The organism is Halorubrum sp. Ib24, from assembly GCF_002252745.1.
Taxonomy (GTDB): domain Archaea; phylum Halobacteriota; class Halobacteria; order Halobacteriales; family Haloferacaceae; genus Halorubrum.
On sequence record NZ_NHOX01000044.1, the window covers coordinates 101,686 to 125,601 of the forward strand.

Consider the following 23,916-nt stretch of genomic DNA (forward strand, 5'->3'; position numbering starts at 1 on the left):
ATGTCAGAGACGACCCTCGAACGGTCCCTCCGCAGGGGCGTCGCCGTGCTCCTCGTCCCGCTGTCCGGCGCGACGACCCTCCCCGAATTCGTCGAGTCCGCGCTGCCCGGAATCTCGAACGTCCTCGGCGCCGCGCTGTTCGTCGCGGCCGTCGCGTACCTCGTCGTCAGCGTCGGCGGACAAGTGGTCTCGGCGGCCGACACCCCGCTGTAGTCGAACGGCGAAGCGAGGGACCGGCGGTCGCCTCCGGCGACCGAAGGCTTCAACAGCCGCGTCTCGGATTCGGCTCACATGGTGGACAAAGACGTCGTTCGTCGGGGCTACGACGCGCTCGCGGAGACGTACGCCGCCGACCGCGGTCGGGAGGGTCGCGGGAGAGCGATCCTCGCTCGGTTCCGCCGGTCGCTGCCCGAGTCGGCGCGCGTCCTCGACGCGGGGTGCGGGCAGGGAGCACCCGTGTTGCGCGACCTGAGCGCGTCTGCGACCGCGACCGGGCTGGACGTCTCCCGAACGCAGTTGGAGTTGGCCGCCGAGAGCGTTCCGGACGCGTCGCTCGTGCAGGGCGACGTGGCCGCGCTCCCCTTTCGCGCCGATTCCTTCGACGCGGTGACGGCGTACCACTCGCTGATCCACGTCCCGCGGGACCAGCGCCGACGGGTCCTCGAGGAGTTCGCTCGCGTGCTCGTCGACGGCGGACGGCTGCTCCTCTCGGAGGGAACGGACGAGTGGGCGGGGACGAACCCGGACTGGCTCGACACCGGCGTCGAGATGCAGTGGTACATCGCCGGGGCCGCCCGGACCCGCGAACACCTTCGAGAAGCGGGCTTCACCGTCGAGGCCGAGCGGGAGGCCGCCGACTCTCTAGACGACGGGAACGAGGGGCGGTGGACGTTCTTCGCCGCGGAGCTGGGGAGGTAGGCGGAGCGAACGGAACCTCACTTCCCTTCGAACTCCGGCTCGCCGTCGCCCATGAACGCCGTGACGCCCTCCATGAGGTCGTCCGTGTTCATCACGTGGCCGAAGCCCATCGCCTCCACCTCCAAGCCCGCCTCGCCGTCAGTGCGGCCGGCGTGCATCGCGCGCTTCGTATACTTCTGGGCGATCGGCGGGCCGGCGGCGAGCGACTCGGCCAGCTCGCGCCCGCGCTCGGCGAGTTCCTCGCCGGGGACGACCTCGTTGACGAAGCCGTAGTCGGCCAGCGTCTCGGCCTCGTAGCGCTCGGCGGTGAAGATGATCTCCTTCGCGCGCCCCTCGCCGACGATCCGGGCGAGGCGCTGCGTACCACCCCAGCCCGGGAGGAGCCCGAGGTCGTGCTCGGGCTGGCCGAGCTCGGAGCGGTCGGAGGCGATCCGCATGTCGGCCGCGGTGGCGAGCTCCATCCCGCCGCCGAGGCAGTAGCCGTCGATGGCGGCGACGACGGGGCTGTCCGACGCCTCTAGCTTCCCGAACGTCTGCTGCCCCTGCCGCGAGAGCTCGACGGCGCTTATCGGCTCCGCGCCGCCGGCGGCCATGCTCTGGACGTCGGCGCCGGCCGAGAAGGCGCGGTCGCCGGCGCCGGAGAGGAGGATCGCCCGTACCTCGTCGTGCTCGTCGAGCCGGTCGATCGCGTCCGCGAACTCGTCGAGCAGCTCCCCGCTGATCGTGTTCATTCGGTGCGGGCGGTCGATCTCGACGTGACCGACCCGGTTCTCGACGGAGACGTTGAGCGTGTCGTAGTCCGCGAGCGCGTCGTCGCCCTCGGCGTCTTCCCCGTCGTCGGTCCCGCCGTGGAACCCGCCCGCCTCGGCGGCCTCGCGCAGGTAGTCGGTCGCCTCGTAGCGCGCCTCGCCGGTCTCCTCGCGGAGGTCGTCGAGGACGTCGACCAGCTCGTCGAGCCCCTCGCCGTCGGCCAGCTTCGCGGGGCCGTCGGGGAAGCCGGCACCGAGCATCACGGCGCGGTCGATGGCGGGCGCGTCGGCGACGTCGTTCCCGATCAGCCCGGCGACCTCGTTGGCCATCACGGCGAGGAGCCGCTTCCGGACGTCCCCGTCGATCGCGTCCGAGGGGATCTGCGCGCCCTCGCCGTCCTCGTAGTCGTAGAAGCCCGAGCCGGTCTTCTTCCCGAGCGTCTCCGCCTCGACCTTCTCGACGAGCAGCGGGCAGGGGCGGTACGCCTCGCCGAGGGTCTCGTGCATGTAATCCAGCACGTGGTACCCCACGTCGATCCCGACCTGGTCGGCGAGCTCGAACGAGCCCATCGGGAGCCCCATGTCGAACTTCGTCGTGGAGTCGACCGCCTCCATCGTGGCGTCGCCGGACTCGACGATCCACGCCGCCTCGTTCATCAGCGGGACGAGGATTCGGTTGACGATGAAGCCGGGGCTGTCCTTCCGGACGCGGACGGGGGTCTTCCCCATCGACTCCGCGAGCCCCTCGATCAGTTCGAGGGTGTCCTCCGAGGTGTGCTTCCCGGAGATGACCTCGACGAGGTCCATCCGGACCGGCGGGTTGAAGAAGTGCATCCCGCAGAAGCGCTCGGGCCGGTCGGTGACCTCGGAGAGCTCGGTGATCGAGAGGCTGGAGGTGTTGGTGACGAAGACGGCCTCTTCGGGCGCGTACTCGACGACCTCGTCGTACACGTCCTTCTTGATGGCCATCTTCTCGGGGACGACCTCGACCACCACGTCGGCGTCGGCCAGCGACTCCTCGAGGTCGACGTACGCCTCGACGCGGTCAAGCGCCGCCTCGGCCTCGTCGTCGCCGATGCGGTCCTTCTCGGCGAGCTTGCCGAGCGACCACTCGATCTGGTCGTAGCCGTCTTGGACGAACTCCTCTTCGATGTCCCGCAGCGCCACGTCGTAGCCGGCGAGGGCGGCGACCTCCGCGATGCCGTGGCCCATATTTCCGGCACCGAGCACCGTCACGTGCTGGACGTCTTCCAGTTGCATACGGCAACGGTCGGAACCGTCATGGTTGAACGTTTCCATCTTCCAAACGGGAAACCCAAGGTAAGTTTATATCGGGTCCGACCCGCGGGCCGACGGGGTCGTCGAGAGCGTAACCGCGGCCGCGACCGAAACGGTCGGGTGGCTCCGGCCCGAACCCCGGACCGATGGACGACCGAGTCGCGGCGACCCTGCGGGAGGACCCGACGATGGCGGCGCTTATCGACCGACACGGTCGGCTCGCGATCGAGCCCGCGGCCGACGAGTTCGCGCGCCTCTGCACCTCGATCGTGAACCAGCAGCTCTCGACAGCCTCCGCGGCGGCCATCCGCGAGCGGTTCCTGGACGTCCTCGGCGGCGACCCGACGCCGGACCGCGTGCTCGCGGCCGACGAGGGCGCCCTGCGCGAGGCCGGGCTCAGCGGGACGAAGGTCGAGTACCTGCGCGCGACGGCCGAGGCGTTCCGCGACGGCGACCCCGACCTGACCCGCGAGGGGCTGGCCGACGCGAGCGACGAGGCGGCCGTGGGCCGGCTCACCCAGATCCGCGGCGTCGGCGAGTGGACCGCGCGGATGTACCTGATCTTCGCGCTCGGACGCGAGGACGTGCTCCCGCTCGGCGACCTCGCGGTGCGGAAGGGGATCGAACAAGTGTACAACGATGGGGCGGAGCTGACTCGGGGAGAAATGCGGGAGATCGCCGAGGCGTGGCGCCCGTACCGGAGCTACGGGACGCGGTACGTCTGGGCCGAGTACGAGTCGTGAGCTGTTGCCCCCGGTTCGACGGTGGATCGTTCAAACGTCCCAGCCGCTCGCTTATAAATAGGTGATTGCGGAGTAACGGTGAACACTTCCAAAGCCCCAGCCGTGAGGACTCGCGGGACCGCCGGAAGACGGTCCTGCTCGCTCACTTCGTTCGCTGCGCGTGCTGCGACTTCCGTGCTCCCGCTCGCTTCGCTCGCGGGACCGCGACCGCCCCGCACCTCACGCCTCCCCAGCCTCGTCGGTCGCCTGCGGCGACCGACTCCCTCGCGGTCTCCTCGCGGTCGCCGGTGGCGACCGCTCGGAGGCGCGCCACCGTGATTCCTTAAATAGTCGACCGCGAACCCGTCTACTCCTCTTCTTCGAGGATCTCGCCGGCCTCGGTGCGCTCCGTCTCGTCGGTGTCGGCGCGCCGTCGGACGTCGACGCGGTAGTCCGTGAGGATGTCGCGGCCGAGGAGGAGCGGGTACTCCATGTGGCCGCGGTCCTCGACGCTGGCGGTGACGGTGTGCTGGTTCCCGCCGATACCGATCACGAGGTCGACGACGGGGCGGGCCTTCCCGCCCTTCACGCTGCCCGACTTCACGCGCGTCATGCTCTTGATCGGGCCGGCGCCGATCTCGGCGGCGAGCTGGGTGTCGATGCTCGTCCGGGTCGCGCCCGTGTCGGACTTCGCGAGCGCCTGCGTGGAGCCGGAGGTGCCGGTGACGACGACCTCCTCGATGTAGCCGATGTCGGGCTGTTCGGTCGGGCTCGGCTTCGGGGCGGGCGCGCAGGAGGGCCGCGAGTCGTCGAGCGTGGCCGCGATGCGCTCGACCTCGTCGTCGTCGACCTCGCCGCCGACCGTCTCGATAGCGAGCCGCGCGATGTGGGGGGCGGGGCTCGTGCCGGTCGCCTCGTAGAGCCCTTTGAACCCGGCCGTCGGGTTCACTTCGAGGACGTACCAGCCGTCGTACCCCTCGACGAGGTCGACCCCGGCGTAGTCGAGGTCCATCACGTCGGCCGCGTACAGCGCGGTCTCGGCGGCCTCCTCGGGGATGTCGTCGGTGGCGTCCTCGACCGCGCCGCCGAGCGCGACGTTGGTGCGCCAGTCGCCCTCGGGCGCGTAGCGGTACATCGAGCCGACGATCTCGTCGCCGACGATGTACACGCGCAGGTCGCGGTGCTCCTCGTCGTCGCGGTCGATGAGCTTCTGGAGGAACGCCTGTCGGTTGCCCACCTTCGGGTTCACCCGCTCGGTGAGGTCGACCTTCCACGTGCCGCCGCCGTGCGTCCCGATCGCGGTCTTGTAGACGCCGACCTCGCCGAAGCGCTCGCGCCCCTCGTTGAGCCGGTCGTTCGAGAGTGCGAGCAGCGCGTCGGGCACGCGGATGTTCCAGTCCGCGAGCGTCGCCGCCGTCGCGAACTTGTGGATCGACGCGAGCACGGCGTTCGGCTCGTTCAGCATCGGCCTGATGCGCTCGAACGTCGTCGCCAGCCCGAGCAGTTCGGCGGGCTGGTCGGTGTTCGACAACAGCAGGCGGTTCGCGATGACATCGACGGCGGGCTCCACCGAGACGTCGCCGTCCTCGACGCTGATCGCGGCGTTTTCCTCGCGGAGCCAGACGGGCTCGTGCCCCAGGTCTTCGACCGCGTTGCAGATCGCCTTCGTTTCCTTGCTGTTGTGCAGCGACAGCACTCCCACCCGGACCGGGTCCGAACTCATGCCCACACCTGCGTGGCCCCGGGTAAAAGGTCGCCCGATCGGTGAGGGTCGGCGGCGACAGGGCGAAGACATCGACCGGGGACGCGCACGGTTATTGCTCCGGCGACCGAACGCGGACGCGTGAGCGCTATCGTCAGGGCGTTCGCTCGACGCCGCGCGAGGGTGTTCTGCACCGCACGTCGCGCCGACGGCGCTGGGACCGCCGACGCGCTCGAGGCCCTCGTCGGCGAGGTGCGCGCGGACGAGACCGACCCGGCGGAGAGCGCGCGACGCGTGCTCCGAGGGGCGGCCCCGAGCGGCGGCTTCGAACTCGTCCGCGGCGGCGAACCGCTGTCGGTCTCGGACGGGGCGACCGACCGGACCGTGTACCCGTTCCTGTTCGAGGGCGCCGGCGGCGCGGGCGACGACGCGGCGGCCGACCCGATGGCCGTCGACGGCGAGTGGCTGTCGCCGACGGCGTTCCTCACGCGCGAGGCGGCGCCGCGGCTGTGGGAGAGCTACCGCCGCGTCGCGCCCGACGTCGACCTGCTCCGGACCGACGAGACGCACGGCGCCGCGTGGCTCTCCGTCCGGGCGCTGGAGGTGGTCCGCGACACGGCCGGCGCGGTCGCGTTCGGCGCCCTGGACGGCGGGGTCGAGCGGATCGCGGACCGCGCTCGCGTGCTCCGCCGCGCCCGCCCGAGCATGGTCGTCGTTCGGAACCGGGTCGACCGGGCGATGATCGGCTCGGACCGGACCCCCGAAGCGATCCACGACCGCGCCGTCGACGCGCTCGACGACGCGCTCGACGCGGACCGCGAAGCCGCGGAGCGGGCCGCGGCCGCGCTCGCGGACGCGTCCGGGAAGACGGCGACGCTGTCGCGGTCCGGAACCGTCGCGCACACGCTGCGTCGGGTCGGGCGCCCGGTCGTCGTCGGCGAGTCCCGACCGAGCCGCGAGGGGGTGGCCGCCGCGGAGGGCCTCGCCGCCGCCGGCGTCGACGTCACGCTCGCGACCGACGCCGCGCTCCCCGGTCTCGTTCGTGAGAGTGAGGTGGGGTGCGTCCTGCTCGGCGCCGACCGGGTCCTGCCCGGCGGCGACGTCGCGAACAAGGTCGGGTCGTACCCGCTCGCGCTGGCGGCGGCCGAGGCCGCGGTCCCGGTGTACGTCGTCGCCGCCGCCGACAAGATCGCGACGGCCGACGAGGTCGTTCGGGAGTCGGGCGACGCGGCGACGGTGTACGACGGCGACCGCCCGATCGGCGTCGCGAACCCGATCTTCGAGCGCGTTCCGGGGGATCTGTTGACCGGGGTGATAACCGAGGACGGCCCGCTGGATCGGGCGGCGATCGCGGAGCGGGCGCGGGAGCACGCGTCGCGGGCCGAGTGGGTGACCCGACGGGGCCCGTGACCGGAGACCGCCGGTCCGGCCGCGGGGCGACCGGGTCGTCATATATATACCCCCCGCCCTGCTCCCTCGTGACATGAGCGACGATCGGATGTTCACGTACAACGGCGGCGCGGTGCCGCCGGGCGAGACGCAGAACATCCGCTACGGGATCAGCGAGACCTACCTCGGCGACCCGGTTCGGATCCCAGTGACGATCGTCAACGGCGAGCGCGACGGGCCGACGGTGTTCCTCACGGCGGCCGCGCACGGCGACGAGCTCAACGGGATCGAAGTGGTGCGCGAGGTCGCACACGACTGGGACCTCTCGTCGCTGTGCGGCACCCTCGTCTGCCTCCCCGTCCTCAACGTCCCCGGATTCATCGCACAGCAGCGGTACCTCCCGGTGTACGACCGGGACCTCAACCGCTCGTTCCCCGGCGAGCCCGGCTCGACGAGCTCGAAGCGGATGGCGAACCAGATATACTCCAACTTCATCGAGCCCTGCGACTTCGGGCTCGACTTCCACACCTCCACGCGGGGCCGGACCAACATGCTCCACGTCCGCGCGGACATGGCCGACGCCGGCGTGCACCGCCTCGCGATGGCGTTCGGCTCGAAGGTGATCATCGACAGCGACGGGCCGACCGGCACCCTCCGCGGCGAGGCGACGGCCGCCGAGATCCCCACGATCACGATCGAGATGGGCGAGGCCCACCGCTTCCAGCGCCCGCTCATCGACGACGCCCTCGACGGCGTGCGCTCCGTCTTCGCCGAGTACGGACTGCTCGAGACCGACACGGTGCGGTGGCCCGGCTGGCGGACCATCGTCGCCGGCGCGGGCGAGAAGACGTGGCTCCGCGCCGACTCCGGCGGCATCGTCGACACCCACTTCGAGAGCGGGTCGCTCGTCCGCGAGGGCGACCGGATAGCGACGATCACCAACCCGTTCAAGGAGGACGCGGTCGGGGTCGAAGCCCCCTTCACCGGACTCCTCATCGGACTCTTGGAGAACCCCGTCGTCTACCCCGGCAACCCCCTCTGCCACCTCGTCGAGATCGACGAGGCGGTCCGCCGCGCGATCGAGACCGGGGACTCGCCGACCCCGGTGGGGCAGCCGGAGCCGTCGGAGCCGTCGGAGCCGGCGGACTGAACCGTTGGAGCCGAGGGAGCCGGCGGACTGAACCGTCTGAATCAGCGGACTGGGCCGCCTGACGACGCGGTCACGTCACGGTTGTCCCACCGAGCCGTCCGCGGTACGCGACCGCGACGGCGGCGACGACCGCGAAGAAGCCCGCGAGGAACGCGACCGGCTGGAGGAGGACCCGCTGGGCGACCACCGCCCCCGGCTCGCGCGCGACGGTCCGCGTCCAGAACTCGTAGCGCTCGCCTCGGTAGTCGACGATCACCAGCCCGTCGCCGAGCGTCGGCTCAGCGGGGTACGACAGCGAGTCGACGCGGGCGTCCGGCTGCCCGACGCCGAACCCGCCCTCGGCCTCGCGAGCGCGGTCGAACGCCTCTCGGGCCTCGGGGGTGAGGTCGCCGTAGTCGACGACGTCGCCGTCGCTCAGCCCCTCGGCGTCCACCCCGGAATCGGCCACCGACGACCCGCCTTGGACCGGCTGCACCGTATGGGTGTACGCCGGATCGGGTTCGCCGACGGCCACGGGGAGGTACAGCGGGTTCGCCATCAGGAGGACGCCGACCGCGAGGCGGCCGGCGGCCGCGAGGCGGGATACCATTCGGGACTCCCTTCGGCCGGGCCGGGCTTGAGGGTTTCCGCGCTCGCCGTCCGTCGGAACGGCGGATCCGCGGGAACGCTTTTGCCGTCGACGTGACAATCGCAACGTGTCCGGACCAGATCCGGACGGGTGATCACATGAGCGAGCTCAGACTATCGAGTACGGCGTTCGGTGACGGCGAGCGCATCCCCGAGGAGTACGGCTACGCGGAGCGGAACGTGAACCCGCCGCTGCGGATAGACGGCGTCCCCGACGAAGCGGCGGCGCTCGTGCTCATCGTCGACGACCCGGACGCGAAGGAGCCGGCGGGAACGGTGTGGGACCACTGGCTGGTCTGGGACATCGACCCCGGTCGCGAGGCGATCCCCGAAGGCTGGTCGCCGACGGCGGCGACCGAGGGGCAGAACGATTTCGGCGAGCACGGCTACGGCGGGCCGAATCCACCGGACCGCGAGCACACCTACCGGTTCCGGCTCTACGCGGTCGACGAGCCGATCGGCCTCCCGCCGTCCGCCGACAGGGAGGACCTCATCGACGCGATGACCGGGCGGATCGTCGCCAAGGCCCGGATCGAGGGGACGTATCCGCCGTGACGGGCGACGGCGGGCGTCGGAGCCGCAGCGAGCTCGCGACCGAGTCCTATATTCCGTCGCGGGCGAACCACCGACCATGACCGAGGACCTCGACACGCCGGTGCTGGACAACCACCTCCACCTCGACCCGCGCCACGGGCGCGGGATCGACGCCGTCGAGGACTTCGTCCGGCTCGGCGGCACCCACCTGCTCGTCGTGAACAAACCCTCGTGGCACCTCGGCGTCGAGCCCGACGAGCCGGCCGACTTCCGGCCCGTCTTCGAGGAGACGCTCGACGCGGTCGCGGCCGCGACCGAGGTCCTCCCGGGCCGCGCGTGGCCCGTCCTCGGCGTCCATCCGGGCCTGATCAGCCGGTTGGTCGACGAACGCGGCTTCGCGCCCGAGGCGGCCCGCGACCTCATGCAGGGCGGCCTGGAGGTCGCGAGCGAGTTCGTCGCCGACGGGCGGGCGCTCGCGCTGAAGTCGGGCCGCCCGCACTACGACGTGAGCGACGCGGTCTGGGACGCCTCGAACGCGGTCACCCGCCGCGCGTTCGAACTCGGCGCCGCGCTCGACTGCGCCGTGCAGCTCCACACCGAGGCCAGCGAGGACCTCACCGACCTGGCCGCCGTCGCCGAGGAGTCCGGACTCGACCCGACGAACGTCGTGAAACACTACGCCGAAGGGCGACTCGCGGGCCCGACTCCGAGCGTGATGAGCGAGAAGGACCGGCTGGAGCGCGCCGCCGACTCCGGCGAGCCGTTCCTGATGGAGACCGACTTCGTCGACGACCCCGAGAAGTCGGGGATGGTGATGGGCCCGAAGACCGTCCCGCGCCGCGTCCGCTGGATGTTAGGGGAGGGGTACGACGAGGCGGTCCGCCGCGCGCACGTCGAGACGCCCGAGGCGGTGTACGGGATCGACACCGAGGCGACCCTAGAGGGACCGACGCCGTGAGCGACGCCGCCGCGGCCGCCCGCGCCGCGCCGCCCGAAGTCCTGTTCACTGGCTTCCCCGGGTTCCTCGGGTCGGCGCTCCTCGAGCGGGTCCTCGCCCGCGGCGACGGCCCGGTCGCCTGTCTGATACAGCCGCGGTACCGCGACCTCGCCGAGCGGCGCGCCCGGGAGATCGTCGCTGCGGTCGGCGGCGACGCGCCCGGGAACGACGGCGTGCCCGGCAGCGACCCCCGCGCCTCGGCCGTCCACCTCTACGAGGGCGACCTCACGGAGCCGAACCTCGGGCTCGGGTCGGCGCTCGACGACCCGGAGCTGCTGGGTGGCGTCGACGAGCTGTACCACCTCGCGGCCGTCTACGACCTGAGCGTCGACGCCGACCTCGCCGAGGCCGTGAACGTCCGCGGGACCGAGCGCGTCCTCGACGCGGTCGAGCGGCTCGACGTCGACCGCCTCCACTACGTGAGCACGTGTTACGTCAGCGGCCGGTACGACGGCGTCTTCACCGCCGACCGCCTCCGCGAGGGCCAGTCGTTCAACAACCACTACGAGGCGTCGAAGTACCGGGCGGAAGTCGCGGTGCGCGAGCGGATGGGCGACGGGCTCCCGGCGACCGTCTACCGCCCGGCGATAGCGGTCGGCGACAGCGAGACCGGCGAGACCGACAAGCTCGACGGGCCGTACAACCTCCTCCGACTGCTCTTCGCGCAGCCGAAACGGCTCGCGGTCGCGTTCTCGGTCCCGGGCGCGGCCGAGACCGAACTGAACGTCGTGCCGCGCGACTACGTCGTCGACGCGATCGCGGCGCTGAGCGCCCGACCGGAGACGGTCGGCGAGACGTTCCAGCTCTGCGACCCGGACCCGCTGACGGTCCCGGCGTTCGTCGCGGCGCTGAGCGACGCCGCCGACCGCCGGACGGTGAGCGTCCCGATCCCGAAGCGGGCGGCGAAGGCCGCGGCCCGCCTGCTCTCGGCCGCGGGGGTCGCCGTCGAGCCGGCGACGATCGACTACCTCGACCACCCGACCCGCTACCGCTGTCCGAACGCGGACGAGGCGCTGGCCGGGACCGGAGTTTCGGTCCCGCCGTTCGAGTCGTATGTCGACCGCCTCGTGGCGTTCGCCCGGGAGAACCCGTCGGTCGGCGACGATCCGATGACGTGACGGGCACGTCGAGCGCTCCGCACCAGAGAGCGCGAGCCGCTGGCGCGGCCGGGACGCGACCCGAACGCGGGACGGGAGCGCCGATCCCCCGAATCCCGCCGCCGAGCGGGTGAGACGCCCTCTCTCGCGGCGATCGATAGGAAAGGCATTTGAGTAGTCCGGGCGACGTACCGCACATGACCGACGACGACGCCGTCGAAACGTTCTATACCGACGACCGCTGGCAGAACTGGCTCGACCGGCTGGAGGAGGAGGACCTCGACCCCGAGAACGAGGACTCTGCGCGGCTCCTGTTGAACCTCCAAGACGACGCGGCGATCGCCGTCGTGAAGGTGCTCGCGGCGCTCGACGAGGACCGCATCGACGAGGACCGCGCGGTCGAGGAGATCCGGGGCGTGCGCGACATCGTCCTCGCCGACGTCGACTTCGACGACGAGGACAAGGTGATGCTGATCGACGGCGTCCAGACCTCGCTCGTCCCCGTCTTCTACGCGGCCGAGGAGTACGTCGTCGGCGGCGTCGTCGGGGGCGACGTGACCGAGTTCGTTCGCGCCGCGGCCGAGGCCGAGGCCGAGGACGACCTCGACGCCGCGCTCGGCTACGTCGTGCAGGCCGGCACCCGCGTCATCGACGGCGAGACGCTCGACATCGACGTCGTCGAGGACCTGGAGTACGGTCTCGTCTCCGAGTGGGTCAACGGGCTCGACTCCCTGCAGTCCGCGATCGAGGACCCGGAAGTCGTCGAGGAAGAGGACTGAGCTCGGCGGCGGACGACGGCCCCGTCCGAGATGAACCGTTTTGAACCCGCGCGACGTTAGCGAGGTATGGCGCTCCCCGCGGCCGAGATCGCGATCGTCCTGCTCGTGATCTGGACGGTCAGCTCGTTCCTCCCGCTCGTGCCGAGCGGCGTCCTCGCGGCGCTGACCGTCGTCGGCTACGCGTACACCACCGGCTTCGCAGAGCCGGGGCTCGGCGTTCTCCTCGGGCTCGTCCTCGTCTCGCTCCTGGCCTCCGCGGTGGAGCTCGTCTCGGGGATGGTCTCGGGACGGCTCGGCGGCGCGTCGACGCGGACCATCGCCCTCGGCACGGCGGTCGGCGTCGTGTTGCTGTTCGTGATGGGCCCGATCGGCCTCGTCGTCGGGCTGGGCGGCACCGTCTTCCTCGACGGCCTCTACGAGCACCCCGGCGAGACCCGCGTCGCCGTTCGGCGGTCGGCCTACGCGGTGATCGGCGTCTTCGCCGGCCCCTTCGTACAGGCGGTCATGCTGGCCGGCGTCACCGCGGCGTTCGCGCTCTCGGTCCTCTGAGAGCGGCCCGGAACGGGGTCGCGAGGCGCCGCGCCGTCACCCGGCGGTCTCGGGCCGCCCGCCCCTCACGCCGCGATCGCGAACAGCAGCAGGTTGTGCGCCGCCGGCCCGAGCCCGACGGCGGCGACGAAGCCGAGCAGGAGGTATCCCTCCGACGGGCGGTCTCGAACGTACTCCGCGAACAGCCAGACCACGGCGCTCGCGACCGCGAGCTTCACCAGCAGGAACACCCACCCCTCGCCGAGCACCGGGACCGGGGGGATCCCGCCGAGTTCGAGGAGTATCCGGGAGACGGGCGTGCGTTCGCCGAAGCCGAGTTGGGTCGTGCCCACCGCGGTCGAGACGCCGTCGCGCGCGTGGCCGAACACCGCGAGCGCGCCGACCGCGCCGGTGACCGCGGTCTCGGGGCGCAGGCGCGTCAGACCGACCCAGACCGCGGCGGCGATCGGGACGGTCGCCGCCAGCGAGACGGTCGACCACCGCGCGCCGGCCGGGGATACTCCGGTCGCGAGCGCGGCCCCGACGACCGGAGCGAGGAGGAGCGCGCCCGCGGCGGCGAGGAGCGTCGGGACGCGTTCGGGCTGGGCGGTCGCCAGCGCGAGCCACGTCGCGCCCGCGAGCGACCCCACCGTGAGGTAGACGGTCGGGGAGCCGGCGAGCGGCGCGAGCGCGCGCGGGAGCGCGTGGACGACGTAGAGCACGTGGGCCGCGGAGCCGAGCGCCATCCACGGCGCGAGCGCGAGCACGTGGCCCCCGGTGACTCGCGGGGGGCGCCGCCGGAGCGCGACGCCGACCGCGCCGGCCGCGAGCAGGACGGCGACGAGGTACGGGAGCGGTGGGAGGGTCGTGCCCGCGGGGAGGAACGGGATCGCGCCGGCCATCAGACGGACAGGACCGGCTGGCTCGCGTAGAGGAGGACGTACTCGGCGGCCTTCCCCAGCACCTCGCCCGGGTCGCCGGAGACGGGCTCGCGCGGGACGACGATGAAGTCGGACTCCAGCTCCTCGGCGGTGTCGAGGACGACGCTGCCGGGGTGAACCGTCTTCACCGACGTCGAGAAGCCGGCCGCGACGGAGTTGCTGTGGGGCACCCCGGCGGACTCCGCGCGCCGCGCGACGGAGTCGGTGAACGCCTCGGTGTCGTCGGCGACGTCGCTCTCGTCGATGACGCCGTGGTCGATCGCGCGGACCACGTCCTCGTCTAACACGTACAGGGCGTGGACGCTCGCGCCGTACTCGGCGGCGACCGCGATCGCGTAGTCGACCGCCTCGTGGGACTCCTCGCTCCCGTCGACGGGAACGAGGACGAGGTCGATATCGAGATCGGTCATACGCGGGACGTCGTCGGGGGAGTTCAAAAAGCCCGCCCCATGCGGTCGGCGCGCCGGAGCCGACGACGGCGTCGGCGGAGCGGGGCTCAGAAGCCGGAGAGCTCGCGCTGCGGCGCCTCGCGCCGCTCGTCCGGGGGCACGTTCGTCGCGACGATCTCGTCGACCGCGTCCCGGTTGTCCGCGTCGCTGTTGATCGCGCGGGTCGCGTCCTCCAGCTCGACGCGGAACCCCGCGTCGGCGTACGGCCCCTCCATCACGCCGCTGTTGCTCACCACGACCCGGACCCCCGCCTCGTCCAGTTCGCTCGCGACGTCGAGAAGCCGGCGCTGGTCCTCGCGGTCGAACCCCTCGGCGCTGTACTCGTTGAAGCTCGCGGTCGCGCTCATCGGCTCGTACGGCGGGTCGAAGTAGACGAGGTCGCCGGGATCGGCGACGTCGAGGACGTAGGCGAAGTCGCCGTTGCGGAGCGTCGCGTCCGCGAGCACGTCGCTCGCGCGGCGGATCCGGTCCCGCTGGACCCAGTCCGGATTCGCGTACCGACCGATCGGGACGTTGAAGCCGCCGTCGGCGTTCTCGCGGTAAAGGCCGTTGTAGCAGGTCCGGTTGAGGTACAGCAGGAGGGCGGCCTCCTCCAGCGGGTCGAACGACCCCTCGTAGGGGCGCCGGTTGAACCGCGCTCGCTGCTGGTAGTAGTAGCACTCCACGTCGTGACCGCGTGGAGTCTCCTCTGCGAACGGGATCGACGGGTCCGGGTCGGCCTCTGGGTCGTCGAACGGCTCCAGCCGCTCGATCAGCGCTTCCGGTTCGTCGCGCACCCGCTCGTAGAAGTTGATCAGCCGCGGGTTCGCGTCGTTAATCGTCGCGTCATCGGGCTCCAGGTCGAAGAAGAGCGGGCCGCCGCCGACGAACGGCTCGTGGTAGCGGCCGTACGAGGCCGGGAACCGAGCGTACAGCTCGTCGAGCAGCTGGCGCTTGCCGCCGGCCCACTTCAGGATCGGCTCGGCCATGCGATGTCGAGACTCCCCCGCGGCGGCGTATAAACGTCTCGGGCTCGGTCGTCGGGGTACTCGCCGCCGGATTCAGTCGTCGGCGGGCTCGACGTCGGGGTTCGGGAGGTCGGCGACGTGGGCGGCGGCCTCCTCGAAGTTCGGCCCCGGCGCGATCGTTCCGGCCTCGCGGTCCCACTCGATGTACCCGGCCTCCTCCAACGCTGGGAGGTGGCTCTCGACGAGCTCGTCGGCGATCTCGTCCGACCGGCCGCGGACGCGGAGGTCCGCGACCGTCGCGACAGTTCCGTCGAAGAGCCCGGCGATCGTCCGCCGCGCCTGCGCCGCGTCGAGCACCGTCGGCCGACCAGAGGAGGTATCGTGTGTCGTTGACATCGCTGTTCGTATCTGTAGATGAACGCGAGGCGAAATAAAAGTACGGGCGGTGGGGCGACAGGCGAGGGAGGCGAACGACGGAGACCGGGCCGGAGACCCGTCTCGGAGGGTGGAGAGCCGGCCCCGTGACCTACCGCACCCGCAGGGTCCGGTGCAGCGTGTAGCCGGCGATCACGAGGAACACGAACGGGCGCCCCGTGAGCGGGTGCGCCAGCAGCGACCCGGTCGCGAGGACGAGGTACCCCTTGCCCGGCGGCGACCACGGGGTCCGGTCCCGCATCGCCGCCAGTTCGGCGGCGAACGCGTAGAGGAAGCCGCCCGCGACGGGGATCCACAGCGCCGCCGCCAGGAGGGTCCCGAGCGACGTGCCCGCGACCGCGCCGACCGAGCGGGGCAGCCACCCGACCGCGGTCGCGTACTCCGGGTCCGTGAGCCCGCGGGCGACGACCGACGCCGGCAGGTACAGCGCCGCGACCGCGACCGTCGTCCAGAAGGGGACGTTCGAGCGCGACCGCGAGGCCGGCGATTTGACCATACGGAACCGCGGGGACCGCACGGGAGAAACCCTCCGGTTCCGGGCGCGGACCGAGCGTCACCGCCGCACCGACCGACCCGTTTCGGGGGGAAACGTTCCAGTTTTGATAGAGGTATACGAAACTGTGGCATGGTACTCGTTACACGGCGTTAACAATCGTTTGAAACGCTCTGAGCGAATGACCCGTGGTACCAATACTCAGAAAATATACGTAATATGAAAGGTTTTTACTCCCGCGCGACCAACGGGTAGATATGCAACCGATGAACGGCGGATACACGGCGCGAGCGGTGATGGCCGGATCCGACAGCCCGCCCAACGGGGGCCTCGTCGTCTCGCTCGCGTTCCTGGCGCTGGTCGCGCTCCCGCTGGTGGTGGCCTCCTACCCGCTCGCCTCCGCGGGGCTGCTCGCCGGCGTCGTCGCGCTCGTCGCGCTGGGGCGCTCGCTCTCCCGCCACGTCGACCGCGGAACCGTCCGAACGATCAGCCTCCCCGGACTCGGCACGGTCGAGTACCGATTCACGCGAAGCTAACTCGTCGCCCCCGCTGTTTTCCCCCTCCAACTGTTCGGTCGAACGCCGACGCTACAGGCCGTACACGACGCGTTCGCCCGTGTCCAGCCCGTTCGCGAGCGCGGCGTGGATCCGTCCCTCGCCGGCGACCCAGTCGCCGAGGAGGAACAGGTCCTCCCGCCGGGCGGAGTCGATCGGCCCGCGGTCGACGCCCGCCTCCGGGAGCGCGTAGCGCCACCCCTGGTGGTCGGTCCACGCCGGGTCGGCCAGCCGCTCGTCGCCAACGACTGAGGCGGCGTGCTCGGCGAGGTCGGCGACGTTCGCCGCGGGGTCGTCGTCGTAGCGCTCGGCGGACCACTCCGGACCCGCCTGAACGACCAGCAGCGTCTCGCCGTCCGGGACGTGCCCCGCCTTGCACTCCTCGCGTGAGATCCAGCCGACCGGGTGCTCTTTGTCCGTGTTGACGAGCCCGTAGTAGGGGACGTCGATCGCGAACGGGTAGTGGAGCACGGCGGACCACACCGACCGGTACGCCACGTCGCCCACGGCGTCGACGAGCGCCTCGCGGACCGGCGACTCCCACTCGGCGTCGCGGAGCAGCTCCGCGGTCTGCGGCGCCGGGGGATTGAGGAGCAGGACGTCGAACGGGCCCCACGTCTCCCCGTCGGCGTCGTCGACCTCCCAGCGGTCGTCGGCCCGTCGGACGGTCTCGACGCGCGTCCGGCGATGGACCGTCGCATCAGTTCGTCCGAAGAGCCGCTTGGCGATCTGGGTGAGGCCGCGTCGGTAGCTCCACTTGTGATCGTCGGCGTCGCGGCCGGGCGAGACCTCGCCGTCCGCGTCGAAGGTGTACACCGGCTCGGTGATGTCGACGAGCCCCTCGTCGTCGAGCCTCTCCGTCATCAGTTCGACGACGCGTTCGTCGTCGGACTTCAGATAGTTCGCGCCGTAGTCGTAGGTCAGGTCGTCGTGGCGACGTGTCGCCGCGCGGCCGCAGATGCCGCCGGACTTCTCGAGCACGGTCACGTCCGCGTCGGGCGCCGCTTCGTCGACGACGAACGTCGCGGCCGCCGCGCCCGCACCGGCGCCGACGATACCAATATCAGTCATAACAGTTGTAGGGGACGCGGTCACTTAACCCGTCGTCTCGCGGACCCGCGGGCGGAGCGCAGGGAATCGGGCCGAAAAGGGGAACGGCGAGAACGGGCGCGGTCAGTCGTCGGCGCCGACGACCATCACGGGCGCGGCGGCGCCGCGCTGGACCCGAGTGGGGAGCGTCTCCGGGTGGACGAGCCGGTCGAGCCCAGTGCGGCGCGCGGAGCCGACCACGATCAGGTCGGCGTCGCGGGCGGCGGCGAAGTCGAGCACCTCCTCGTGCGCCGTCCCGTACCGGAACCGCTTCTCGACGTCGACGCCGGCCGCCTCGCCGCGGGCCGCGGCGTCTTCGACGAGCGCCTCGCCCGTGCGCTCGCGGCGCTCGACGACCACGTCCCAGTGCTCTGTGGTGTCGACGACGTAGAGGGCGTCGACGGTCGCGCCGTGCGCGGCCGCGACGTCGAGGCCCGCCTCGACCGCGGCGCGGCCGGCCCCGTCGTCGCCGGTGACGACGAGCACGCGCTCGAAGAGGGACCCTCCCCGTGCAGTCCCTGCGGCGGTCGGAGCGGCGGGGTCGTCGGTGGCGGTCGAGGCGGCGGTGCCTGCGGCGTCGACGTCGGTGGCGGCCGAGGCGGCGGTGCCTGCGGCGTCGACGTCGGCGGTGTCGATGTCGGCGGTGTCGATGTCGGCGGTGTCGATGTCAGCGGACATGATGGTGGTGCCGGATTCGCCCCTTCGGGGGCGCCGGTCGTGTTCGTGTTCACCTTGGAGCGTCCTTCTCTTAACAATTTTCGACAGTATAGACGATTATCATTATCTATCCGGTGACGAACTCCAAAGTTGATCCCGATTCGCGATGATCGATCCGGATTTATTCGACGTGCGTCCAAGTAACCGACGGCGAGTCGAAGCGGTTCACCGCGTCGGACCCCGATACGCTCCGAGACGCCCTCTCGCCGGACCTGGCCTCGCTCTCAGACGCCTTCGCACCGACCTCGACCACCCTCCGGAGTCGACCCGGCAAGGACGGCTCCAACGACGCGTTTTAATCGGTCAGTCCGAACAGTACCGGTACGCGCGCAGGCGTCGCGAGGGACTGCCCCGCGGCGCGACCCGAGGCACACCACATGACACCGAACACCACCACGCGGTCGACGGACAGCAACGATGGGTGAGGACGGCGGCAACGGGGGCGGCGGGGCGCCGACGGGGGCCGGTGTCGAGACGCGACGCCCCGGCCGATCCCGTCGGCGACGACCCCGCTGTCGACGAGGCGACGGGCGAGGTCGACTACGCCGGCCGGGCGTCGTCGATCCTCGGGTTCTCCCGCTGGTGGCAGATCGTCGCCGCCGCGGGGATGATGGCCGCCGTGAGCCCGTACCAGTACGTCTGGTCGTCGATCGAGCAGCCGCTCGCCCAGGGCCTCGACATCGCGTTGCCGGCGCTCGGCGCGGTGTTCTCCTTTTATGTCGTCTTCCAGTCACTCTCGCAGTTCCCCGCCGGAAAGTGGCGGGACAGCCGCGGGCCGGGCGCGCTCACCTTCCTCGCGGCGCTGCTGGCCGGGGGCGGGTACATCGGGCTGGCGTACGCGACGGCCGTCTGGCAGCTGTACCTGCTGTACTCGCTCGGCGCGGTCGGCGTGGGGATCGTGTACACGGTCGCGGTGAACACCGCCGTCAAGTGGTTCCCGGACCGCACGGGACTCACGACCGGTATCGGCACGATGGCGTTCGCGGGGGGGAGCGCCCTCGTGGTGCCGTACGTGCGCGCGAACGCCACCGTCGCGGCGTACGGCGACGTGCTCCGGAACGTCGGGCTCGCCATCCTCGTCGTCACCCTCGTCGGCGCGTACCTCCTGCGGGACCCGCCGGACGACTGGCTCGGACTGGACGACGACGAGGACGGGAACGGCGACGGACTCGCGGCCTCGCTCCGCGGTCGCGCGTACACGACCCGAGAGATGCTGTCGACGTGGCAGTTCTGGCTGCTGTACGCGATGTTCGTCGCGATGGCCGGCGCGGACCTGATCGTCATCGCCAACGTCGTGCGGTTCGCCGAGCAGTTCGGGCTGGCGGCGGTCGTCGCGACCGCGGCGGCGACCCTGCTGCCCGTCGCCGCCGGCGTCTCGCGGATGATCGTCGGCGAGGCGTCGGACCGCTTCGACCGGAAGAAGGTGATGGCCGTCTCCTTCGTGCTCGCCGGGGTGTTCCGGCTCGCGCTGATCGCCGCCGGGCGCGCCGAGGCCGGCATCGCTTTCGTCGCGCTGGTGATGGCGGCGATGTTCTTCTCCTCGCCGCTGTTCGTCTACTTCCCGTCGGTCATCGCCGACTACTACGGCGCCCGGAACTCCTCCGGGAACTACGCCGTCCTCTACACCGCGAAGGTCGGCGGCGGCGTCTTCGCCGGGACCGTCACCGGCTACCTCGTCGCCGCGTTCGGCTGGGTCCCCACGTTCGCGCTCGGCGGCGGCCTGGCGGTCGCCGCCGGACTGGCGGCGCTCCTCCTCGCCCGCGAGCGGCCCGGACTGGAGTCCCGATGGCGGACGGACGCGCGACTGACGCGGGGCGCAGGTCGTCGAATCAGTCGCCGCCCGGCGGTTCACGTCCCGACTACGCCGTAGAAGGGGTCGGTCCCGGGCTTCTCCGCGATCCGATTCTTCACCGGGTCCGCCCGCTTTTAAAAGTAACGCTCGACGACAGGTCGGCGCGCTCGTCCATCGAGGGCGGGCCCGCCACGCCGGACTGCTCGTCACGGGAACATCCGGTTCGAGCAGCTCACGACTTGAGTGACGCCGCGGGTGGAGGACGGCGCGAACTCTGCGAACACGTCGCCCGGGTACTGGAGGTACGACGGACAGGGACGCAGACGGGCGTCGAAGGCGCCGTCGTCGAACGGAGCGTCGGGTCGGCCGTATGAGTCTCGGTACGGACACCTGAGCCGGTCGTTCGCGGCGAGCCGCCTCGTTGAGGCCGTTGCCGGACGACGGGTGGAACTCGGTCGGCGGGAGGTGCGACACCAGGCTGCATCGCGTCGAGGGACGCTGGGTCGCCGGCTCGAGCAGTTTCGCCGTACAGCGCGTCAGCCGGTCGAGGAACGCGTCTCGCGTGGGTGACGAACGCGGCTCTGATAAACGTCTAGTCGGATCGGTCGTCGCGTTCAGCCGTTCGCTGGTCGGAGAGTTGACCGGTTGTCACTGGATGTCGTGATCGGGGCCTTTCGAGCAAAGAGGCCGTCGCCGGCGGGAGCAAAGAGGCCGTCTCCGGCGGGAGCCAAAGAGCCGGTCGCCGGCGGGGAGCAAAGAGCCGTCGCCGGCGGGAGCCCCAGCGAGGGCCGGCCGGCGCCGCGGTCCGCGTCCAGAGGCTCGCACTTTTAAATGCTCTCCGGTCACGACGCGCGCTATCGCCCGCTCGATCCGGGCGCGTGAGGTTCGTCGAGTCGGTCCGATCGACCCGACCTGCGACGATGGACGGGATCGTCGCGCCGCCGACCTGGTAGAGGTACGTCGGGAGGGTCGGCGACGTCGTCGCCGAGGCGGAGTCGCGCCGTGCTCCGGATCACGCGCTGGCGGCGCGGCCGCGATCCGGTCGCAGTCCTCGGACTGAGCGCCGGCGCGAGCGCGACACGGTGAGCGCGCCGACCGCCGTCCGGATCGGCCGCGTCGAGCGACGCGATTCTCCCGAAGGACGCGCGAGGCGCGACCCGCTCGTCGAGCGAGTCGGCTCGACCTCGAGCCGCTCCACGGCCGGTCGCGCTCCCTCGATCGCGATTCGCGCGGTCGATCAGGGCCGGCTCGTATCGGGGGTGGTACCCGCGCTCCGCGCGTGAGCGCGTACGCCAGTTCGGGACTGAATCGCGGCGACGCTCCGGCTCGTAGGTGTCGTGTACTCCTCCTCGTATGTGCGTGCCGACATCCCACCGTCTCGCGTACGCGTCCCTGACGGGCCGCGAGACCGGATCCGGGCGTCCCGCCGACGCCGGCGCCGCGGTCGGCCGCGGCGCCGACCGCTCGCGGGGCCCGCTGACCCCCCGACCGGCCGGCCGCTGACGATCCGACGGGTGAGGGGTCGCCTCGTCGAGACCGATTCGATCCGGCCGCGGAACGTCCGAAACGCTCGCGCTCGTCGATCCGCGGCGCGCTCGATCCGGAGCGCTTCCCGCGCGTCTCCAGGGCGGCGCGGACCCGCCACATGCATCGTCAGTCGCTGTCATACCGCCGCCTCGCGAGTCGTCCTCGTAAACGCTCTATATGAGGGGTATCCGGCGCCGTAGAGCGCTCCCGAGCGCTCAATAGCGCTCCCGAGGCGCGGCTTTTTAAATAATTCCTCCTCGCCAGCACCCGAGCAGGGGCAGGGCCGAGCGCGGCTGCGCGGGGACTAGATCAGGGCCGCATCTCGGGCAGTGCCCGGCCGCCGGCGCGAGCGGACGTCGAACGCGCCGAGCGCCAGCAGGCCGCCCCTGAGCGCGTACGCGACGCCCGTCGGGAACGTGGCGCGGACGAGCGATGCGTGCGACGCGCCGCGCGAGCCCGACAGTGGACGACGCCAGCGCCGAGGCGAGGGCGACCGCGCCCGCACGGGACGATGCGGAGCCGAGGGCTCGCCCGGAATCGGGTGCGAGCGGCGACGGCGACCGGCCGACTCGGCCGAGGCGGTCGCTCACGACGGACTCACTTCCTGAACGAGACCGTCTCGCCGCCTCGCCTGTCGGGGTGAGGAATCGGCTTCCTGTTCGTGCCAGCAGCTCGCGGAACGGTCGCCCGTAGTGCTCGGAGGAATAGTCGCCGAGTTGCCGCCGGGGAGCACCGCCGTGGCGCCCTCGCGGGCGAACCACCATCCGCCAGCCGACCCGACCGCGTGTGACGCGGTAGTTCATTCACGGTGCCGTGCGAGCCGGTCGGCGGGAGCTTTGGGTTACGTTCCCCAGGAACGGCGCCTCGCCGCCGGAGCGGGTGCGCGATCCGCCGCCGTCGTGTTCCGGTTCGCCGTGTCTCCACCGCCTAGTCGATCTCGGTCGAGGCGCCGGAGCGCCGCGACCATCGTCGCCTCGCGCGAGCGGTGGGCCGAACAGCGGGTCTCGGCCGTAGCCGCGCGAGCACCCAGTCGTTCGGGTAGTACGACTCGAGATGTCGGCGTCGTCGAAGGCGGGGGGAAGACGAGGTCCGGAACGGTCGAGCCCCGGGTCGAACAGGAAGCGCGCCGCAGGAGTCGGCCGCCATCCTACGGTCCCAGTGCGGAGGTCGCGCGGGCCGGCGAGCCCGAGGCGTCGAGCGTCGGCGGGCGTCGCGCTCCGCCACCGCACGCCGCGAGTCGGCACGAGCCGGGTCGGCCGCCCGGTCGCGACGTCGCGCTGGAGTTCGCGGTGGAAGGCGGGTCGAACCGGATCTCGTCCCCGCGACCCCGCGTTCGAGGCGCTCGGCGATCGGCGCGCGGTAGGGGGCCGCGTAGTCGACGGGCCACGTAGTGGGGTCGGGTCGGTCGATACGCGCTGGTTGGCCGTCGGAGAGGACCTTCCGGGTCGGATCGCGTGCGGCTTTCTCTTTCACGGACGAACCTCACACGGTCGAGCGGCCGAACGGCTCGCCCAGCCCACTCGCCACTCGCGGGCCGATCCGTCGAAGACGCGGTCGCGGACCGGCTTCGGCGTCGACCCGCCGGATCGGGAGCTGGCCCGCGCTGACATCGTCCGCCCTTTTCGGGCGTTCGGCGTACACGAGTTCTGCGTCGGGAGTTGACTGGTGTGTGTGCGGTTGTTGAATGTTGTCTGTCGGCTCTGTTCGTCGATGTGTGTGTGTTGTTGTTGTGTGTGTGTTTTTTGTCTGTTCCATGCCGATGTCCTTCTCTGGTCTCTCTGTGGGATGGATAGGGATCGGTTGTGGAGCCTGGTTTGTCCGCATCGGTCTGCCAGGATGCAGTGGAGGGGGCGTCGCGGCGCCGGATACTGGTGGAGTCGGGAGGTCCGGTTGGGTCTGGTTTGGCTCGCGCGACTCTCGGTGGTGGGATTACGTGGGGTCTGCGGAGACTTGCGGGCGGCGACCTGTCGGGGTTCCGCTCGACGTAGCGTATGGTCGAGCCATAGTGGCGGTCGTCGTGGTTTGCGCGTAGGCGTGTAGGAGTGGGGTGGGGTCAGCTCAGTCGAGTGCGTCGTCGGGTCCGTGTACAGGTGGGTTGGTGGTTGGAGCGTCGACCAGTTGCTGTGCGCTCTGCGGTCGCTCGCGCCGGCGATGACGAAGGGGACCCGGGATGGGGTTTAATGCGTCGGGTGGCAGAGGTGGAGTGGTGGCTAGCGAGGCGCTTCGGGCTGTCTCGACGCGTGTGCGTTCGGTTTACCAGATGGCCGGGCTTGGCGTAGATGGGACGAGAGGTGGGGCGGGTCGTACGCCATCTGTGTGTGTCCGGGCGGTGGGTGGTTGCGTTGTGTTTGTGTCTGCCGGTCTGTGACGACGAGGGTGTGTCCGCCAGGTTTTGGTGGACCCGATCCGCGCCGGTCGGCGGATCGTTCGATAACGCCTGGGTAGAAGGCTCGTTGTCGTGTGTGAGGCTTCCTGGAGCGCGGGCGCACCGGCGTCCGTCGC

22 protein-coding genes are annotated in these 23,916 nt (G+C 71.3%); 12 read left to right on the forward strand and 10 right to left on the reverse strand.

The features are described 5' to 3' along the window. Positions 1 to 213: a hypothetical protein gene (locus DJ82_RS13230; RefSeq protein WP_094522073.1), complete on the forward strand. Its 213-nt coding sequence runs from the start codon at positions 1 to 3 to the stop codon at positions 211 to 213. Between the two features lie 78 nt (positions 214 to 291). Next, positions 292 to 918 (forward strand): class I SAM-dependent methyltransferase, encoded by a 627-nt coding sequence (locus DJ82_RS13235; RefSeq protein ID WP_094522072.1) that lies wholly within the window; start codon positions 292 to 294, stop codon positions 916 to 918. Between the two features lie 17 nt (positions 919 to 935). Here DJ82_RS13235 and DJ82_RS13240 read toward each other — a convergent pair whose 3' ends face one another. Continuing rightward, a complete protein-coding gene (locus DJ82_RS13240) occupies positions 936 to 2,927 on the reverse strand; it encodes a 3-hydroxyacyl-CoA dehydrogenase/enoyl-CoA hydratase family protein (RefSeq protein ID WP_094557071.1) in 1,992 nt (663 codons plus the stop codon). A gap of 164 nt (positions 2,928 to 3,091) precedes the next feature. On the opposite strand from DJ82_RS13240, the gene DJ82_RS13245 reads away from it, so the two are divergent. Then, positions 3,092 to 3,688 carry a DNA-3-methyladenine glycosylase gene (locus DJ82_RS13245; RefSeq protein WP_094522070.1) on the forward strand — a complete coding sequence of 199 codons (597 nt, stop codon included), beginning with the start codon at positions 3,092 to 3,094 and terminating at the stop codon, positions 3,686 to 3,688. 346 nt (positions 3,689 to 4,034) lie between these two features. On the opposite strand, the gene DJ82_RS13250 is transcribed toward DJ82_RS13245, so the two are convergent. Beyond that, positions 4,035 to 5,390 (reverse strand): RimK/LysX family protein, encoded by a 1,356-nt coding sequence (locus DJ82_RS13250; RefSeq protein WP_176451048.1) that lies wholly within the window; start codon positions 5,388 to 5,390, stop codon positions 4,035 to 4,037. 120 nt (positions 5,391 to 5,510) lie between these two features. Between DJ82_RS13250 and DJ82_RS13255 the strand changes: the two genes are divergently transcribed. Both DJ82_RS13255 and DJ82_RS13260 read left to right on the forward strand, forming a co-directional pair. Continuing rightward, on the forward strand, positions 5,511 to 6,779 hold the full coding sequence (locus DJ82_RS13255) for a hypothetical protein (protein ID WP_094582029.1): 1,269 nt from the start codon (positions 5,511 to 5,513) through the stop codon (positions 6,777 to 6,779). A gap of 73 nt (positions 6,780 to 6,852) precedes the next feature. Beyond that, positions 6,853 to 7,908, forward strand: a complete 1,056-nt coding sequence (locus DJ82_RS13260) for a succinylglutamate desuccinylase/aspartoacylase family protein (protein WP_094582030.1) — start codon at positions 6,853 to 6,855, stop codon at positions 7,906 to 7,908. A 70-nt stretch (positions 7,909 to 7,978) separates the two neighbouring features. Here the strand turns inward: DJ82_RS13260 and DJ82_RS13265 are convergent, their stop codons facing one another. After that, positions 7,979 to 8,497 carry a hypothetical protein gene (locus DJ82_RS13265; protein ID WP_094582031.1) on the reverse strand — a complete coding sequence of 173 codons (519 nt, stop codon included), beginning with the start codon at positions 8,495 to 8,497 and terminating at the stop codon, positions 7,979 to 7,981. Between the two features lie 137 nt (positions 8,498 to 8,634). Here DJ82_RS13265 and DJ82_RS13270 point away from each other — a divergent pair, with 137 nt between their 5' ends. The 5 genes from DJ82_RS13270 (at position 8,635) to DJ82_RS13290 (ending at position 12,491) form a co-directional block, all read left to right on the forward strand. Next, entirely contained in the window at positions 8,635 to 9,090 is a 456-nt protein-coding gene (locus tag DJ82_RS13270; RefSeq protein WP_094522066.1) for a YbhB/YbcL family Raf kinase inhibitor-like protein, read from the forward strand. Between the two features lie 76 nt (positions 9,091 to 9,166). Next, on the forward strand, positions 9,167 to 10,027 hold the full coding sequence (locus DJ82_RS13275) for a TatD family hydrolase (protein WP_094582032.1): 861 nt from the start codon (positions 9,167 to 9,169) through the stop codon (positions 10,025 to 10,027). Next, positions 10,024 to 11,184, forward strand: a complete 1,161-nt coding sequence (locus DJ82_RS13280) for an SDR family oxidoreductase (protein ID WP_094582033.1) — start codon at positions 10,024 to 10,026, stop codon at positions 11,182 to 11,184. Before DJ82_RS13275 ends, DJ82_RS13280 begins: the two co-directional genes overlap by 4 nt. A gap of 176 nt (positions 11,185 to 11,360) precedes the next feature. Beyond that, positions 11,361 to 11,942, forward strand: a complete 582-nt coding sequence (locus DJ82_RS13285; protein ID WP_094582034.1) for a DUF2150 family protein — start codon at positions 11,361 to 11,363, stop codon at positions 11,940 to 11,942. A 66-nt stretch (positions 11,943 to 12,008) separates the two neighbouring features. Further along, positions 12,009 to 12,491: a DUF456 domain-containing protein gene (locus DJ82_RS13290; RefSeq protein WP_094557066.1), complete on the forward strand. Its 483-nt coding sequence runs from the start codon at positions 12,009 to 12,011 to the stop codon at positions 12,489 to 12,491. Positions 12,492 to 12,556: 65 nt separating this feature from the next. Here the strand turns inward: DJ82_RS13290 and DJ82_RS13295 are convergent, their stop codons facing one another. From DJ82_RS13295 to DJ82_RS13315, 5 genes are all read right to left on the reverse strand, one after another. Then, positions 12,557 to 13,372 (reverse strand): DUF63 family protein, encoded by an 816-nt coding sequence (locus DJ82_RS13295; protein ID WP_094582035.1) that lies wholly within the window; start codon positions 13,370 to 13,372, stop codon positions 12,557 to 12,559. Beyond that, positions 13,372 to 13,821, reverse strand: coding sequence for a universal stress protein (locus DJ82_RS13300; RefSeq protein ID WP_094526095.1), 450 nt, complete (start codon positions 13,819 to 13,821; stop codon positions 13,372 to 13,374). The genes DJ82_RS13295 and DJ82_RS13300 overlap by 1 nt, the downstream gene beginning before the upstream one ends. A gap of 86 nt (positions 13,822 to 13,907) precedes the next feature. Next, positions 13,908 to 14,828, reverse strand: coding sequence for a Dam family site-specific DNA-(adenine-N6)-methyltransferase (locus DJ82_RS13305; protein ID WP_094582036.1), 921 nt, complete (start codon positions 14,826 to 14,828; stop codon positions 13,908 to 13,910). A gap of 72 nt (positions 14,829 to 14,900) precedes the next feature. Then, the gene (locus DJ82_RS13310; protein ID WP_094523925.1) at positions 14,901 to 15,203 is read right to left on the reverse strand and encodes a hypothetical protein; all 303 of its coding nucleotides are present in this window, start codon (positions 15,201 to 15,203) and stop codon (positions 14,901 to 14,903) included. A 130-nt stretch (positions 15,204 to 15,333) separates the two neighbouring features. Next, positions 15,334 to 15,738, reverse strand: coding sequence for an abortive infection protein (locus DJ82_RS13315; RefSeq protein ID WP_094523926.1), 405 nt, complete (start codon positions 15,736 to 15,738; stop codon positions 15,334 to 15,336). A 263-nt stretch (positions 15,739 to 16,001) separates the two neighbouring features. On the opposite strand from DJ82_RS13315, the gene DJ82_RS13320 reads away from it, so the two are divergent. Continuing rightward, positions 16,002 to 16,271 (forward strand): hypothetical protein, encoded by a 270-nt coding sequence (locus DJ82_RS13320; protein WP_176451049.1) that lies wholly within the window; start codon positions 16,002 to 16,004, stop codon positions 16,269 to 16,271. Positions 16,272 to 16,322: 51 nt separating this feature from the next. Here DJ82_RS13320 and DJ82_RS13325 read toward each other — a convergent pair whose 3' ends face one another. Next, positions 16,323 to 17,360: an NAD(P)/FAD-dependent oxidoreductase gene (locus DJ82_RS13325; protein WP_094582037.1), complete on the reverse strand. Its 1,038-nt coding sequence runs from the start codon at positions 17,358 to 17,360 to the stop codon at positions 16,323 to 16,325. A gap of 102 nt (positions 17,361 to 17,462) precedes the next feature. Beyond that, a complete protein-coding gene (locus DJ82_RS13330; protein ID WP_094582038.1) occupies positions 17,463 to 18,056 on the reverse strand; it encodes a universal stress protein in 594 nt (197 codons plus the stop codon). Between the two features lie 505 nt (positions 18,057 to 18,561). On the opposite strand from DJ82_RS13330, the gene DJ82_RS13335 reads away from it, so the two are divergent. After that, the gene (locus DJ82_RS13335) at positions 18,562 to 19,965 is read left to right on the forward strand and encodes an MFS transporter (RefSeq protein WP_241881525.1); all 1,404 of its coding nucleotides are present in this window, start codon (positions 18,562 to 18,564) and stop codon (positions 19,963 to 19,965) included. The last annotated feature ends 3,951 nt before the right edge of the window (positions 19,966 to 23,916 follow it).

What these genes read in the sequence shown, in the direction of transcription:
- DJ82_RS13300 (WP_094526095.1), bottom strand. Translation starts at nt 13,821, where the DNA reads ATGACCGATCTCGATATCGACCTCGTCCTCGTTCCCGTCGACGGGAGC.
- DJ82_RS13290 (WP_094557066.1), top strand. Translation starts at nt 12,009, where the DNA reads ATGGCGCTCCCCGCGGCCGAGATCGCGATCGTCCTGCTCGTGATCTGG.
- DJ82_RS13285 (WP_094582034.1), top strand. Translation starts at nt 11,361, where the DNA reads ATGACCGACGACGACGCCGTCGAAACGTTCTATACCGACGACCGCTGG.
- DJ82_RS13330 (WP_094582038.1), bottom strand. Translation starts at nt 18,056, where the DNA reads ATGTCCGCTGACATCGACACCGCCGACATCGACACCGCCGACATCGAC.
- DJ82_RS13240 (WP_094557071.1), bottom strand. Translation starts at nt 2,927, where the DNA reads ATGCAACTGGAAGACGTCCAGCACGTGACGGTGCTCGGTGCCGGAAAT.
- DJ82_RS13230 (WP_094522073.1), top strand. Translation starts at nt 1, where the DNA reads ATGTCAGAGACGACCCTCGAACGGTCCCTCCGCAGGGGCGTCGCCGTG.
- DJ82_RS13265 (WP_094582031.1), bottom strand. Translation starts at nt 8,497, where the DNA reads ATGGTATCCCGCCTCGCGGCCGCCGGCCGCCTCGCGGTCGGCGTCCTC.
- DJ82_RS13320 (WP_176451049.1), top strand. Translation starts at nt 16,002, where the DNA reads ATGAACGGCGGATACACGGCGCGAGCGGTGATGGCCGGATCCGACAGC.
- DJ82_RS13310 (WP_094523925.1), bottom strand. Translation starts at nt 15,203, where the DNA reads ATGTCAACGACACACGATACCTCCTCTGGTCGGCCGACGGTGCTCGAC.
- DJ82_RS13315 (WP_094523926.1), bottom strand. Translation starts at nt 15,738, where the DNA reads ATGGTCAAATCGCCGGCCTCGCGGTCGCGCTCGAACGTCCCCTTCTGG.
- DJ82_RS13305 (WP_094582036.1), bottom strand. Translation starts at nt 14,828, where the DNA reads ATGGCCGAGCCGATCCTGAAGTGGGCCGGCGGCAAGCGCCAGCTGCTC.
- DJ82_RS13235 (WP_094522072.1), top strand. Translation starts at nt 292, where the DNA reads ATGGTGGACAAAGACGTCGTTCGTCGGGGCTACGACGCGCTCGCGGAG.
- DJ82_RS13270 (WP_094522066.1), top strand. Translation starts at nt 8,635, where the DNA reads ATGAGCGAGCTCAGACTATCGAGTACGGCGTTCGGTGACGGCGAGCGC.
- DJ82_RS13275 (WP_094582032.1), top strand. Translation starts at nt 9,167, where the DNA reads ATGACCGAGGACCTCGACACGCCGGTGCTGGACAACCACCTCCACCTC.
- DJ82_RS13245 (WP_094522070.1), top strand. Translation starts at nt 3,092, where the DNA reads ATGGACGACCGAGTCGCGGCGACCCTGCGGGAGGACCCGACGATGGCG.
- DJ82_RS13295 (WP_094582035.1), bottom strand. Translation starts at nt 13,372, where the DNA reads ATGGCCGGCGCGATCCCGTTCCTCCCCGCGGGCACGACCCTCCCACCG.
- DJ82_RS13250 (WP_176451048.1), bottom strand. Translation starts at nt 5,390, where the DNA reads ATGAGTTCGGACCCGGTCCGGGTGGGAGTGCTGTCGCTGCACAACAGC.
- DJ82_RS13260 (WP_094582030.1), top strand. Translation starts at nt 6,853, where the DNA reads ATGAGCGACGATCGGATGTTCACGTACAACGGCGGCGCGGTGCCGCCG.
- DJ82_RS13325 (WP_094582037.1), bottom strand. Translation starts at nt 17,360, where the DNA reads ATGACTGATATTGGTATCGTCGGCGCCGGTGCGGGCGCGGCGGCCGCG.